This window comes from Pseudomonas sp. KH_050 (assembly GCF_057838875.1).
Genome location: NZ_CM174478.1, coordinates 454,844 through 468,052, shown reverse-complemented (window position 1 = coordinate 468,052; position 13,209 = coordinate 454,844). Strand labels below are relative to the sequence as shown.

12 protein-coding genes and 1 pseudogene are annotated in these 13,209 nt (G+C 59.6%); 7 read left to right on the top strand and 6 right to left on the bottom strand.

Translation table 11 applies throughout. The annotated features are described in order from the left end of the window. Positions 1–5 precede the first annotated feature (5 nt). On the bottom strand, positions 6–425 hold the full coding sequence (locus AC3IUA_RS02140) for an NINE protein (protein ID WP_489358886.1): 420 nt from the start codon (positions 423–425) through the stop codon (positions 6–8). Between the two features lie 250 nt (positions 426–675). Between AC3IUA_RS02140 and AC3IUA_RS02135 the strand changes: the two genes are divergently transcribed. Further along, complete coding sequence (locus AC3IUA_RS02135) at positions 676–1,293, top strand: C40 family peptidase (protein ID WP_489358884.1); 618 nt, start codon at positions 676–678, stop codon at positions 1,291–1,293. Between the two features lie 143 nt (positions 1,294–1,436). Here AC3IUA_RS02135 and AC3IUA_RS02130 read toward each other — a convergent pair whose 3' ends face one another. Next, positions 1,437–2,471: a type IV pilus twitching motility protein PilT gene (locus AC3IUA_RS02130; RefSeq protein WP_489358882.1), complete on the bottom strand. Its 1,035-nt coding sequence runs from the start codon at positions 2,469–2,471 to the stop codon at positions 1,437–1,439. 57 nt (positions 2,472–2,528) lie between these two features. On the opposite strand from AC3IUA_RS02130, the gene AC3IUA_RS02125 reads away from it, so the two are divergent. The 4 genes from AC3IUA_RS02125 to AC3IUA_RS02110 are packed head-to-tail and all read left to right on the top strand — an operon-like array spanning position 2,529 to position 4,988. Further along, the gene (locus AC3IUA_RS02125) at positions 2,529–3,233 is read left to right on the top strand and encodes a YggS family pyridoxal phosphate-dependent enzyme (protein WP_489358881.1); all 705 of its coding nucleotides are present in this window, start codon (positions 2,529–2,531) and stop codon (positions 3,231–3,233) included. Between the two features lie 24 nt (positions 3,234–3,257). After that, positions 3,258–4,076: a pyrroline-5-carboxylate reductase gene (gene proC, locus AC3IUA_RS02120; RefSeq protein WP_489358880.1), complete on the top strand. Its 819-nt coding sequence runs from the start codon at positions 3,258–3,260 to the stop codon at positions 4,074–4,076. Positions 4,077–4,086: 10 nt separating this feature from the next. Then, a complete protein-coding gene (locus AC3IUA_RS02115) occupies positions 4,087–4,677 on the top strand; it encodes a YggT family protein (protein ID WP_489358879.1) in 591 nt (196 codons plus the stop codon). Between the two features lie 5 nt (positions 4,678–4,682). Continuing rightward, positions 4,683–4,988 (top strand): DUF167 domain-containing protein, encoded by a 306-nt coding sequence (locus AC3IUA_RS02110; RefSeq protein WP_489358878.1) that lies wholly within the window; start codon positions 4,683–4,685, stop codon positions 4,986–4,988. A gap of 70 nt (positions 4,989–5,058) precedes the next feature. Here the strand turns inward: AC3IUA_RS02110 and AC3IUA_RS02105 are convergent, their stop codons facing one another. The 4 genes and pseudogenes from AC3IUA_RS02105 to AC3IUA_RS02090 form a co-directional block, all read right to left on the bottom strand. Then, positions 5,059–5,790: a methyl-accepting chemotaxis protein gene (locus AC3IUA_RS02105; RefSeq protein ID WP_489362206.1), complete on the bottom strand. Its 732-nt coding sequence runs from the start codon at positions 5,788–5,790 to the stop codon at positions 5,059–5,061. Positions 5,791–5,925: 135 nt separating this feature from the next. Continuing rightward, a pseudogene (locus AC3IUA_RS02100) lies at positions 5,926–6,951 on the bottom strand (HAMP domain-containing protein); the annotation flags it as partial. A gap of 156 nt (positions 6,952–7,107) precedes the next feature. Further along, the gene (locus tag AC3IUA_RS02095) at positions 7,108–7,410 is read right to left on the bottom strand and encodes a cell division protein ZapA (protein ID WP_489358877.1); all 303 of its coding nucleotides are present in this window, start codon (positions 7,408–7,410) and stop codon (positions 7,108–7,110) included. Further along, entirely contained in the window at positions 7,407–7,637 is a 231-nt protein-coding gene (locus tag AC3IUA_RS02090) for a hypothetical protein (RefSeq protein ID WP_489358876.1), read from the bottom strand. Before AC3IUA_RS02090 ends, AC3IUA_RS02095 begins: the two co-directional genes overlap by 4 nt. Before the next feature lie 398 nt (positions 7,638–8,035). Between AC3IUA_RS02090 and AC3IUA_RS02085 the strand changes: the two genes are divergently transcribed. Together AC3IUA_RS02085 and mscK are read left to right on the top strand one after the other, a co-directional pair. Next, entirely contained in the window at positions 8,036–9,778 is a 1,743-nt protein-coding gene (locus AC3IUA_RS02085; protein WP_489358875.1) for a potassium/proton antiporter, read from the top strand. Positions 9,779–9,812: 34 nt separating this feature from the next. Continuing rightward, positions 9,813–13,163, top strand: coding sequence for a mechanosensitive channel MscK (gene mscK / locus AC3IUA_RS02080; protein WP_489358874.1), 3,351 nt, complete (start codon positions 9,813–9,815; stop codon positions 13,161–13,163). Positions 13,164–13,209 lie beyond the last annotated feature (46 nt).

Below are 13,209 nucleotides of genomic sequence, written 5' to 3'. Positions count from 1 at the left end.
GTTAATCAACGGCGCTCGGCATTGCGAATGGAAATCTGGTCATTCAACGTCCAGAAGTCATACAACACACCCAGCAGGAAAAATCCGCCAGTAATCAGATAAAGGAACCCGCTGATCCACTTGCCCTGATACATGCGATGCACGCCGAATACCCCAAGGAATGCCAGCAGAATCCAGGCGACGTTGTACTCGATCGGACCTGCGGTGAATCGCAGGTCAGCTTCACGGTCCATCGCCGGGATCAGGAACACGTCGATCAGCCAGCCAATCCCTAACAAACCCAAGGTGAAAAACCAGATCGTCCCCGTCACCGGTTTGCCGTAATAAAAGCGGTGAGCACCGGTAAAACCGAAAATCCACAGCAGGTAGCCAATCACCTTGCTGTGGGTATCCTGCGGTGAAAAATCCTGTCGATAGCTGTTCATGGGTTCCCTCTTTGGACGCAATAGATAAATTTTTTCAGTTTTTCTGTGACTTTTTTGTGTCGAGCCGACGTGTGGCTTCGAAACCCTAAAGATGGCGCAAAGCCTTATAGGGCCTCACTTGTGTCAGACAATTGCGCCAATTTGCCACACATTTGGCGAACTTGACCCCCCGGCTGAATCGACCAGCGGCCTCGAGAGGGACAAAAAAGCTGTTATAAAGTTGCGCGCCAACTACATAGAGCCCTGCCTAATGCGTTCATTTTTCAAGACATGGCTAACCATTTGCCTATTATTGCCTCTGGCCGCCCACGCCACCAACCGTGAGCAACGTCTTCCAAACGTTAATGGTTACACCGCAAAGTCCCATACATCGTCTGCGACCAAACAAGCCATCAAACGCTCAACCTACCTGAGCAAGGTCGAGAGGAGCACGTTGGTCCCGCCAATGCCGGCCAAGCAAAGCAGTAATGTGCTGAGCCGCGCCGTAAATGTGCTGGGTACACCTTATCGTTGGGGCGGCAGCAGCCCAAGTAAAGGTTTCGACTGCAGCGGCCTGGTGAAATACGCCTTCACCGATGTCGCCGCCGTCGATCTGCCGCGTACATCGAATGCCATGGCCAGCGGTCATGGGCAGAAAGTCGACCGCAAGGACCTCAAGCCTGGCGATCTGATCTTCTTCAACATCAAGAGCCGCAGGGTCAATCACGTTGCCATCTACCTGGGCAATGACCGGTTCATCCATGCACCGCGTCGCGGCAAGTCGGTGTCCATCGATACGCTGAAGAAGCCTTACTGGCAAAACCACTATGTGGTCGCCAAGCGGGTGCTGCCCAAAGAGCAGAACACCCTGCGTATGGCTCAGCGTTGATTCGAAGCCTGTGTATATATGCAGGCTTGCTCAACACCCGAAAAAGTTCGCAGCCTTCGGCAGCTCCTACGGGACCCTGTACACCTTGATTCTGTAGGAGCTGCCGATAGGCTGCGATCTTTTTGGCAGCACCACTCACCCTCTCAAATCCCATCCGGCATCCTGGCCTTCTCCCGCGCGTGCTCGCGGCTGATCAAGCCCTTCGCCACCAGTTCTTTCAAGCACATATCCAGGGTCTGCATCCCCACCGAACTCCCGGTCTGGATCGACGAGTACATCTGGGCGACCTTGTCTTCGCGAATCAGATTCCGGATCGCCGAGGTACCGATCATGATTTCGTGAGCGGCGACCCTGCCGCCACCGATCTTTTTGACCAGGCATTGCGAAATCACCGCCTGCAACGACTCGGACAGCATCGAACGAACCATCGACTTCTCATCCGCCGCAAACACGTCCACCACCCTGTCGATGGTTTTCGCCGCAGAAGTGGTATGCAGCGTGCCAAACACCAGATGCCCGGTCTCCGCCGCGGTCAACGCCAGGCGAATGGTCTCCAGGTCGCGCATCTCGCCCACCAGGATCACGTCCGGGTCTTCGCGCAGGGCCGAGCGCAGCGCAGAAGCAAAACTTCGGGTATCGCGATGTACCTCACGCTGATTGATCAGGCATTTCTTCGATTCGTGAACGAATTCGATGGGGTCTTCAATAGTGAGGATATGGTGATGCCGATGGTTATTCAGGTAATCGATCATCGCCGCCAGGGTGGTCGACTTGCCGGAGCCGGTTGGCCCGGTGACCAGCACCAGCCCACGTGATACCTCGGTAATCTTGCGAAACACTTCACCCATGCCGAGCTCGTCGAAGCTCGGGACCTGAGACGGAATGGTCCGGAACACCGCGCCAGCGCCGCGATGCTGATGGAACGCATTGACCCGGAAGCGCGCCACTCGGGGAACCTCGAAGGAAAAGTCGAGCTCCAGCAGCTTCTCGAAGTCCGCCCGCTGCTTGTCGTTCATGATGGCGTGGATCAACTGATGAACCTGCTGGTGGTCCAGCGCTGGCAAGTTAATCCGCCGCACATCGCCATCGACCCGGATCATTGGCGGCAAGCCCGCGGAGAGGTGCAAGTCGGACGCACCCTGTTTGGCGCTGAAGGCCAGCAGTTCAGTGATATCCATAGTGCTCCTCAATTCCAGTAGAATGCCGCGAACCTCAGACCCGCTGGCGTACATAGAATGTCCACGATAGCAGACAACATCGCTCTGGTTCAGACACGGATCCACGCCGCGGCACTCGCCGCACAACGTGACGCCAATAGCGTTCATCTGTTGGCAGTGAGCAAGACCAAACCCGCCGAGGCGTTGCGCGAAGCTTACGCTGCCGGGATCCGCGACTTCGGCGAGAACTATCTGCAGGAAGCACTGGGCAAACAGCTCGAATTGGCCGACCTGCCCTTGAGTTGGCACTTTATCGGCCCCATTCAGTCGAACAAGACTCGTGCTATCGCCGAGAACTTCGCTTGGGTGCACTCAGTGGATCGCTTGAAAATCGCACAACGTTTGTCCGAACAACGCCCTGCCGAACTGCCACCCCTGAACATCTGCATTCAGGTCAACGTCAGCGGTGAAGCCAGCAAATCCGGCTGCACCCCGGCCGACTTGCCTGCCCTGGCCAGCGCCATCAGTGCCTTGCCGCGCTTGAAGCTGCGCGGGTTAATGGCGATCCCGGAGCCGACTGAAGATCGCGTCGCCCAGGACGCCGCCTTTGCTGCCGTGCAAAACCTTCAAGCCAGCCTGAATCTGTCACTCGACACACTTTCCATGGGCATGAGCCACGATCTCGAGTCGGCCATCGCTCAAGGCGCCACCTGGGTACGCATCGGTACCGCGCTGTTTGGTGCGCGCGATTATGGTCATATGGCCAGCCCTGAACGTGGCTGACTCACCTCTCTATAAGGACCTCTCATGAGCAAGACTCGTATTGCCTTTATCGGTGCCGGCAACATGGCCGCCAGCCTGATCGGTGGCCTGCGCGCCAAGGGGCTGGAAGCGGCGCAGATCCGTGCCAGTGATCCAGGCGCCGAAACCCGCGCCCGGGTTCATGCCGAACACGGCATCGAACTGTTTGCCGACAATGCTCAAGCCATTGAAGGCGCCGACGTCGTCGTCCTGGCAGTCAAACCCCAGGTGATGAAAGCCGTTTGCCAGGCCCTGCGCCCAAGCCTCAAGCCGAATCAACTGGTGGTGTCCATCGCCGCCGGTATCACTTGCGCCAGCATGAACAACTGGCTCGGCGCCCAGCCGATCGTGCGCTGCATGCCCAACACCCCGGCGCTGCTGCGCCAGGGCGTGAGCGGCCTGTACGCCACTGCCGAAGTCTCTGCCCAACAGCGTCAGCAAGCCGAAGACCTGCTGTCGGCCGTCGGCATCGCCCTGTGGCTGGACCAGGAACAGCAACTGGACGCCGTTACTGCGGTTTCCGGCAGCGGCCCGGCATATTTCTTCCTGCTGATCGAGGCCATGACCGCCGCTGGCGAGAAGCTCGGCCTGCCACGGGAAACCGCCGCTCAACTGACCCTGCAAACCGCCCTGGGCGCCGCGCACATGGCCGTGGCCAGCGATGTCGACGCAGCTGAATTGCGTCGCCGCGTGACCTCACCTGCCGGAACCACCGAAGCCGCCATCAAGTCGTTCCAGGCCGGTGGCTTCGAAGCCCTGGTAGAAAAAGCACTGGGTGCCGCTGCGCACCGCTCGGCCGAGATGGCCGAACAACTGGGTCAATAAGGAGCCACTAATGATTGGATTGAACACTGCAGCGGTTTACGTGCTGCAAACCCTCGGCAGTCTGTACCTGCTGATCGTACTGTTGCGCTTTGTGCTGCAACTGGTGCGGGCGAATTTCTACAACCCGCTCTGCCAGTTCGCGGTGAAGGCCACCCAACCGCTGCTAAAGCCGCTGCGCCGGATCATTCCGAGCATGTTCGGCCTGGACATGTCTTCGCTGGTATTGGCGATCATCGTGCAGCTGGCCTTGATGGCCCTGACCCTGCTACTGACCTACGGCTCCATCGGCAACCCGCTGCAACTGCTGGTCTGGTCGCTCATTGGCGTAACGGCGCTGTTCCTGAAGATCTTCTTCTTCGCCCTGATCGTCAGCGTGATCCTCTCCTGGGTCGCTCCGGCCAGCCATAACCCGGGCGCCGAACTGGTCAACCAGATCTGCGAGCCGGCCCTGGCGCCATTCCGCAAGATCCTGCCGAACCTGGGCGGCCTGGATATTTCGCCGATCTTCGCGTTCATCGCGCTCAAGCTGTTGGACATGCTGGTGATCAACAACCTCGCCGCCATGACCATGATGCCGCCCATCCTGCGTCTTTTGATCTGACCCGGATGAGCTATTTCCGCTGGGACGGCGAGGACCTGATCCTCGATTGCCACCTGCAACCCAAGGCCAGCAGCGATGAGTTCGCCGGCCTGCATGGTGAGCGATTGAAAATCCAGCTCACCGCCCCGCCGGTGGAAGGCAAGGCCAATGCGCACCTGATGGCATTTCTGGCCAAGGCCTTCGGCATCTCGAAAAGCCAGGTCAGCTTGCTCAGCGGCGAACTGAACCGGCAAAAGCGCGTGCGCTTGCAATCGCCGAAGAAGCTCCCGGGTTTACCGGGGTTAACGCCGCCGCCCACACATTCAGGGTAACCGTCTCGAGGCCAGGCCTGGTCCCTCGCAAGGACGGGCCGGCAGTTTGCCGACCCACACCTGCCGCGTTCTATCTCAACCGAAACCCACCCATCTGCCGCGCCAGATCGTCGGCCAGGCGTTGCAACGTCTGACAGTCCTCACGACACCCCCGTACTTCGCTGGCCGTGGCCCGGGCCAAGTCAGAGATGCCTTGCACGTTACGGTTGATCTCTTCCGTCACCGCCGACTGTTCTTCAGTGGCGGTTGCCACCTGCTGGTTCATGTCGCTGATGCGCTCGACCTGACCGGTAATCGCCTTCAGTGAAGCCCCGGTGCGCTGGCTCGACTCAACCCCGGTGCCGGTCGCGGCCTGCCCGGAGTGCATCGACGACACGGCGTTTTCCGCGCCCTGTTTAAGGCTCTGGATCATCTGCTGGATTTCATCGGTGGACGCCTGGGTTCGTCGGGCCAGGGTTCGCACCTCGTCGGCCACCACCGCAAAACCACGGCCCATATCCCCCGCTCGCGCCGCTTCGATCGCTGCGTTCAGCGCCAGCAGATTGGTCTGCTCGGAGATCCCGCGAATCACCGCCAGCACCTGATCGATAGACGCCACCTGAGTCGCCAGTTCACCCACCGCACCGGCGGCGATGCCGATTTCGTCGGACATGCTTTCGATATGCCGGATAGAACCACCGACCATCTCCCGCGCCTGCAAGGCTTCATCGCGAGCGGCTTGCGAGGCGACGGCGGCGTTGCCGGCGTTCTGGGCGATTTCCTGCACCGTGAGGCCCATCTCATACACGGCGGTGGCGACCATGTCGGTCATTTCCTGCTGCCGACCCGAGCGTTCGGCGGTGTTATCAACTACCAGGGCGACCTGCCCGACCGCAGTGCGCAGCCGCTCACTGGTGGCCAGGACTTCGCCGATCATGTCGCGCTGGCTGCCCTGGAAACGATTGAAGCCGCGCGCCAGATCACCCAGCTCATCGGCTCGGGAAGAATCTAACCTCTGAGTCAAATCGCCACCACCGCTACCAATCGCCACCAGCGCCGCTGTTACCTGGCGAATCGGCCGCACCAGTCCACGCGCCAGCAGCACCACCAATAACAGGCAGACCAGGGCCACCGCCAAGCCGATGGCACTGGTCAGCCACATCGCTTGTCGGGCCTGGGCGTAGATCTGCGACTGCGGCACTTCGGCCACCAGCGTCCAGCCCAAATCCCGCAGCGGCAGGCTCAGGGCCAGAAAATCTTCACCCTCACGGACAAAGTTGCTGCTGGTCAGCCCTTGATGGCCCATCACCGCCAACGCCGCCGGGCCGCCAATCTGCTCCGCCAACTGACGTTTACCGCTGTACTCAGCCTCTGGATGCACCTGAATCAAACCATCGGCACGCACCAGGTAAACCTTGCCGCGTTCGCCGAAGCTGAAGTTGTGAATCAATTCCGACAGCTCGCGCATGCTCAGGCCCAGCCCGGCGACGCCCACCACCTTGCCGGCTTGTTCGACCTTGAGGTCGATAAATAGCGCCAGCTCACCGGTACGGGTGTCTTTGTCGATGTTCAGGGTGCGCGGCTGGTTGCTGTCGAGGAAGGAATAGAACCAGGCGTCGGTGGGGTTGGCTCGGCTGAGGGTCCGATCCAGGCCTTTTTCGGTGTAGTAGTGGCTCGATTCGGAGCCGGCGATTAGTGCGGTAAAGGCTTTGTGCTCGGCGCGAATGCCTTCCAGATAGCTGACGAAGCTATGGGCCTGGGCACTGCTTTCGCCTCCGGCCAGCCATTCGCGCACCATGCTGTTGCTGGCGATGTCTTTGGCGGCGGTCAGCGGCTGGACCAGAATCCGCTCAATATCATTGCGCATCGCTTCGATGCTCGATGGCAGTGCCTTCTCGACCAGATAGCTCTGGGCCAGACGATTGACCACCAGGGTATAAATGCCAACCACGATCAAAATACTGACCAGCAGGGCGGTGCCCATGCTGAGGATCAACTGCCACTGAATACTGCGCCGCCAGAACTGCATGGAACACCCCCAAAGAATAAGAGGCTGAAACACTGCAACAGCCGTGCCGATTGTATACAAACTGCAAGTCAGTTTGTTCGACGACTTATTCTCTGGTTGTGTTCAATTCGATCAGGCCTGGCCGATCGTTCGTGAAATCACTTCAACCGTGGCGCTGACTTGCTCTTGGTAACGGTCGAGTTCCTGCTTGTGCCGTTTTTGCATATCGATCTGCTGCGAACACAGATTCATCGCTGCCAGCACCAACAGCCTGTCACCGATCAGGGACGGGTACTTCTTCTTGGTGTCAGCCAGGGCGGCTTTTAACATTAATGCGGCGTCCAGCAGGGTCTGCTCTTCCCCGGCCGGCGCCTTGATTGAATAGTCTTCCCCGAGAATCGAGACGACTTTTACCCCTTCGGCGCCGTGCTTCATGCGCTGACAGGGCCGGCGCTGACGCGCTCAACCAGGGCTTGAATGCGCGCGGCGGTAGCACCCTGCTTTTCTTCCTGTTCCATCAGGCTCAGTTGCAGGCTTTCATTTTCGTCTTTGACCTGGGCCAGTTCCGCACTCAGGGTCTGGTTCGCACCGAGCAGTTCCTGGTTCTGTTGCACCAGTTCGCTGACCAGTTGTTCCAATTGGCTTAGGGATGCTTCTAACATTTTTGATTTCTCGGGCATTTTCAAAGGGCGCGTACGATAAAGAAAAGTCACCACGGATGCCAGGGTTATCCGGGCCCCAAGCCTTGATTTTCCTGGCGGCGACCTTGCTCGTGAGCTTTAAAAGACTGCTATTCCTCTATCTGGTTCCAGACACTTCGTCGTACGGCAATTGGGAACTGCGCCACGGCCGAAAAGATCGCAGCCTTCGGCAGCTCCTACGGGGGGCGTGGTTCACCTTCGGTTGGTGTCGCGGCCAATCTGTGCAGGAGCTGCCGCAGGCAGCGATCTTTTGATCTTAAAAGCTTTTTGACAGCGCAGCATTTCAACAGGTTAGAATCGCTGGCACGCAGACTGCATGGTCAGTGTGTGCCCGCCTTTCTGCTTCTGGAGTACCGCCATTGAATGCGACGACCATCAACAGCCTGTTCTTGATCGGCGCGTTGCTGGTAGGTGCGAGCATTCTGGTAAGTTCTCTTTCGTCCCGCCTCGGTATCCCGATTCTGGTGATCATCCTGGCCGTGGGCATGGCTGCCGGTGTCGACGGCGCTGGCATCATTTTCGATAATTACCCCACCGCTTATCTGGTCGGTAACCTCGCCCTTGCCGTGATCCTGCTCGACGGCGGCCTGCGCACCCGGGTGGCGAGTTTCCGCGTGGCATTATGGCCGGCGCTCTCGCTGGCCACCGTCGGTGTATTGATCACCACCGGCCTGACCGGCATGGCGGCGGCCTGGCTGTTCGACCTGAACCTCATTCAAGGCTTGCTGATCGGCGCTATCGTCGGCTCAACCGACGCCGCGGCGGTGTTCTCGCTGCTGGGCGGCAAAGGCCTCAACGAACGGGTAAGCGCCAGCCTCGAAATCGAATCCGGCAGCAACGACCCGATGGCTGTGTTCCTCACCGTGACCCTGATCGACATGCTTGCCAGTGGCGAGACCGGCTTGCACTGGAGCCTGCTGGTGCATCTGTTTCGTGAATTCGGTATCGGCGGCATGATCGGCCTGGGCGGTGGCTGGTTGATGCTGCAGATGGTCAACCGAATCAAGCTGGCTTCCGGCCTTTACCCGATCCTGGTGATCAGTGGTGGTCTGCTGATCTTCGCCCTGACCAACGCCCTGCATGGCAGTGGCTTCCTCGCGGTATACCTGTGCGGCCTGGTGATCGGCAACCGTCCGGTGCGCAGCCGTCACGGCATTCTGCACATGCTCGACGGCATGGCGTGGCTGGCGCAGATCGGCATGTTCCTGGTGCTGGGCCTGCTGGTCACTCCCCACGACCTACTGCCGATCGCCGTGCCAGCCCTGGGCCTGGCGTTGTGGATGATCCTGTTTGCCCGCCCTCTTTCGGTGATCGTCGGCCTGCTACCGTTCAAGGCCTTCCATGGGCGCGAGAAGGCGTTTATCGCCTGGGTCGGGCTGCGTGGCGCGGTACCGATCATTCTCGCGGTGTTCCCGCTGATGGCCGGACTGCCTAACGCCCAGCTCTATTTCAACCTCGCATTTTTTATCGTGCTGGTCTCGCTGCTGGTACAAGGCACCAGCCTGCCATGGGTCGCCAAGCTGCTGAAAGTCACGGTTCCGCCAGAGCCTGCGCCGATCTCCCGGGCGGCGCTCGAAGTGCATGTCACCAGTGAGTGGGAGTTGTTCGTTTATCGCCTCGGGGCGGAAAAGTGGTGCATTGGTGCGCCCCTTCGTGAGCTGAAAATGCCCGAGGGCACCCGCATCGCAGCCCTGTTTCGTGGCCAGCAACTGCTCCATCCGTCGGGTAGTACCACCCTGGAAGCCGATGATTTGCTCTGCGTAATCGGCCACGAACACAACCTTCCAGCCCTCGGAAAACTGTTCAGCCAGGCGCCGCAACGGGGGCTGGATTTACGCTTCTTCGGCGACTTCATACTCGAAGGCGACGCCCGGCTGGGCGCGGTTTCAGCGCTGTATGGACTCAAGCTCGAAGGGATCGACCCGGACATGCCATTAAGCCGCTTCATTACCCAGAAGGTTGGCGGTGCGCCAGTAGTCGGTGACCAGGTGGAGTGGAACAACACCATCTGGACAGTTGCAGTGATGGACGGGAACAAGATTGCCAAAGTGGGCGTCAGATTCCCCGAAGGAAGTCGCCCGGGCCCCGGGCTCTTCCTCTAAACTGCCTATTCTCTATCCAGTTTGACCGGTATTTATGTCAACCCTGCGCACCTATTTCGCCATTATCCTGCTTGGACTGAGCCTTTCTGTCGGTACGCTGTATGCAGCAGACCTGCCCAGCACTGAAGCAGTCCAGCAAAGCCTGGACAAAATAGCTGATCGAAAACTCCCCGAGGCCGACCAGAAGGCCCTGCAAGCGATTCTGCAGCAAACGTTGACCCACTTGGCCAACAAGCAGGATTACGAAAAGAAGCTGGCTGCCCTCAAGCAGCAACTGAGCACCGCACCGCGCCAGAACACCGAAAACCAGCGCGAACTGGCACGCCTCAAGGCCACCAAGGTGGTACCTGCGTCGCAGCGTTACGCCAGCCAGCCAGTGCCGCAGCTCGAGCAGTTGCTGACCGAGCGCACTAGCCAGCAAGGCCAACTGCAAAAAGCCCTGGCCGACGCCAACAGCCTGATCATCACCTCCCAGACCCGTCCGGAGCGGGCTCAGGCCGAGATCAGCAGCAGCCAGACACGCATCCAGGCAATCAACAACATCCTCAAAAGCGGCAAGGACAATGGCAAGCCGCTGAGTGCCGATCAACGCAATCTGCTCAATGCCGAACAGGCCGCGCTCGAAGCATTGATTCTGCTGCGCCGCCAGGAGCTCGCTGGCAATAACCAACTGCAAGACCTGGGCAACAGCCAACATGATCTGTTGGAAGAAAAGACCGCGCGCATGGAGCAGGAAATTCAGGACCTGCAAACCCTGATCAACCAGAAGCGCCTGGCCCAGTCCCAGGAGACGGTGACCCAACAGTCGATCGAAGCGCAAAAGGCCGGCGGCAGCAGTCTGCTCGCCACCGAAAGCGCGGCCAATCTGAAACTGTCCGACTACCTGCTTAAAAGCACCGACCGCCTCAACGAAGTCACCCAGCAAAACCTGCAGACCAAACAGCAGCTGGACAGCGTGACCCAAAGCGATTCAGCCCTGGAAGAGCAGATCAACGTGCTCAAGGGCAGCCTGCTGCTCTCCAAGATTCTCTACAAACAGAAACTATCCCTGCCGCGCCTTAAGCTCGACCGTGATCTGGCCGACCAGATCGCCGACATTCGCCTGTACCAATTCGAGGTCAGCCAGCAACGAGAGTTGCTCAGCAACCCGAGCAGCTATGTCGACACCCTGCTGGCGACCCAGCCACCGGAGCAAGTCACGCCCCAACTGCGCAAGACCCTGCTCGAGCTGGCGATCACCCGCGCCGATCTGCTGGAGCGGCTGAACCGCGAGCTGAGCGCTGTGCTCAACGAATCCATTACCCTGCAACTGAATCAGAAGCAACTGCTCAGCACTGCGCAAAGCCTGCGCGCGACCCTCGATGAGCAGATGTTCTGGATTCCCAGTAACAAGCCGCTGGACCTCGAATGGATGCGACTGGTGCCTGAGCGGCTGGAAAGACAGATCACCACGCTGCCATGGGCTTCAAGCCTGCGCGAGTTGGCCGACGGCCTGACCCAGCGCCCGCTGCTGTTCCTGCCGCTGGCATTGCTGATCGGCGCCTTGCTGTGGCGACGCAAGTACCTCTATGCCCGGCTGAACAAGGTTCACCAGGATATCGGCCACTTCAAACGCGACAGCCAGTGGCATACGCCTCAGGCGATTCTGATCAATATCCTGCTGGCGATGCCGGTTTCCCTGGCACTGGCCTTGTGCGGCTTAGCCTTGCAGATTGATGCCCGCGGACAGAACAGCAACCTGGGCGCTGCGCTATTGCAAATTTCCCAGGCCTGGCTGGTGTTCTACACCGCCTACCGGATCCTCGCGCCGGGCGGTGTAGCCGAACTGCATTTCCGCTGGGAAAAACGTCAGGTTGAATTTCTCCAGGGCTGGATCCGCCGACTCGGGCTGGTGGTGTTGGCGCTGGTGGCAGTGGTCGCCGTCGCGGAACTGCAACCCGCAACATTGGCCGATGACGTCCTCGGGATGCCCGTGGTCCTGACCTGCTACGCCTCGATGGCCTGGCTGCTCAGCCGGCTGCTGATCAGCAGCCCGACGCACCGCAACACGTCACTGTTTCGCAAGGCCGTCGGGGTGGTGTTCACCGCCCTGCCGATCGCCTTGTTCATCGCCGTGTGCTTCGGCTACTACTACACAGCGCTGAAACTCAGCGACCGACTGATCAACACCCTCTACCTGCTGATGTTCTGGCTGGTGATCGAAGCCACCTTCGCCCGTGGCCTGGGGGTCGCGGCGCGGCGCCTGGCCTACCAGCGTGCGCTGAGCAAACGCCAGGCGGCCAAGGAAGCCGGCGATGGCGAAGCAGTTGTTGAAGAGCCGACGCTGGACATCGAGCAGGTCAACGAACAGTCCATGCGCTTGATCCGACTGGCGCTGCTCGGTGGTTTCATCGCCGCACTGTATTGGGTCTGGTCGGACCTGATCACGGTCTTCTCCTATCTGGACAACGTCACCCTCTACGAATACACCAGCGGTACCGGTGCCAACATCAGCATGGTGCCGATCAGCATTGGTGATGTGCTGGGGGCGGCCATCATTATCGGCATTACCTTCGCCCTGGCGCGCAACCTGCCCGGCCTGCTGGAAGTGCTGGTACTGTCCAAGCTCAATCTGGCTCAGGGCAGCGCCTACGCCACCACCACGCTACTGTCCTACGTGATCGCCGGCGTCGGTTTCGTCTCCACGCTATCCACTCTCGGCGTGAGCTGGGACAAGCTGCAATGGCTGGTGGCAGCGCTCTCGGTAGGTCTGGGTTTCGGCATGCAGGAGATCTTCGCCAACTTCATCTCGGGGATCATGATCCTCTTCGAGCGCCCGGTCCGGATCGGCGACACCATCACCATCGGCAACCTGTCCGGCACGGTGAGCAAGATCCGCATCCGCGCCACGACGATCACCGACTTCGACCGCAAGGACATCATTGTCCCGAACAAGACGTTCATCACCGGGCAACTGATCAACTGGTCGCTGACCGACACCATCACCCGGGTCACTCTCAAGCTCGGCGTCGACTACGGCTCCGACCTCGATATGGTTCGCGACCTGCTGCTCAAGGCCGCCAATGAAAACCCGCGCGTGCTCAAGGAGCCATCGCCGTCGGTGTACTTCCTGAATTTCGGCGAGAGCACGCTCGACCACGAGCTGCGCATTCACGTACGCGACCTCGGCGACCGCAACCCGGCGCTCGATGAGATCAACCGTTTCATTAACCGCGAGTTCAAGAAACACCACATCAACATCTCGTTCCGGCAGATGGAGGTCTACCTGAAAAACCTCCAGGGCCAGGAATACAAAATGGTGCCCATCGAACCGACAACCAAAACCATCGCTCCTGTGCCCACTGGCAAATTGTCGCCAGAGCCGCCGTCAGCCGAACTCGACTAACCACGCTATCCCTAGCAGAATGCTCGGACATTCTGCTGGAGATGGC

Coding starts and splice junctions, on each gene's coding strand:
- AC3IUA_RS02140 (WP_489358886.1), bottom strand. CDS start 425: ATGAACAGCTATCGACAGGATTTTTCACCGCAGGATACCCACAGCAAG.
- proC (WP_489358880.1), top strand. CDS start 3,258: ATGAGCAAGACTCGTATTGCCTTTATCGGTGCCGGCAACATGGCCGCC.
- AC3IUA_RS02125 (WP_489358881.1), top strand. CDS start 2,529: ATGTCCACGATAGCAGACAACATCGCTCTGGTTCAGACACGGATCCAC.
- AC3IUA_RS02105 (WP_489362206.1), bottom strand. CDS start 5,790: ATGGTCGCCACCGCCGTGTATGAGATGGGCCTCACGGTGCAGGAAATC.
- AC3IUA_RS02095 (WP_489358877.1), bottom strand. CDS start 7,410: ATGAAGCACGGCGCCGAAGGGGTAAAAGTCGTCTCGATTCTCGGGGAA.
- AC3IUA_RS02110 (WP_489358878.1), top strand. CDS start 4,683: ATGAGCTATTTCCGCTGGGACGGCGAGGACCTGATCCTCGATTGCCAC.
- AC3IUA_RS02115 (WP_489358879.1), top strand. CDS start 4,087: ATGATTGGATTGAACACTGCAGCGGTTTACGTGCTGCAAACCCTCGGC.
- AC3IUA_RS02135 (WP_489358884.1), top strand. CDS start 676: ATGCGTTCATTTTTCAAGACATGGCTAACCATTTGCCTATTATTGCCT.
- AC3IUA_RS02090 (WP_489358876.1), bottom strand. CDS start 7,637: ATGTTAGAAGCATCCCTAAGCCAATTGGAACAACTGGTCAGCGAACTG.
- mscK (WP_489358874.1), top strand. CDS start 9,813: ATGTCAACCCTGCGCACCTATTTCGCCATTATCCTGCTTGGACTGAGC.
- AC3IUA_RS02130 (WP_489358882.1), bottom strand. CDS start 2,471: ATGGATATCACTGAACTGCTGGCCTTCAGCGCCAAACAGGGTGCGTCC.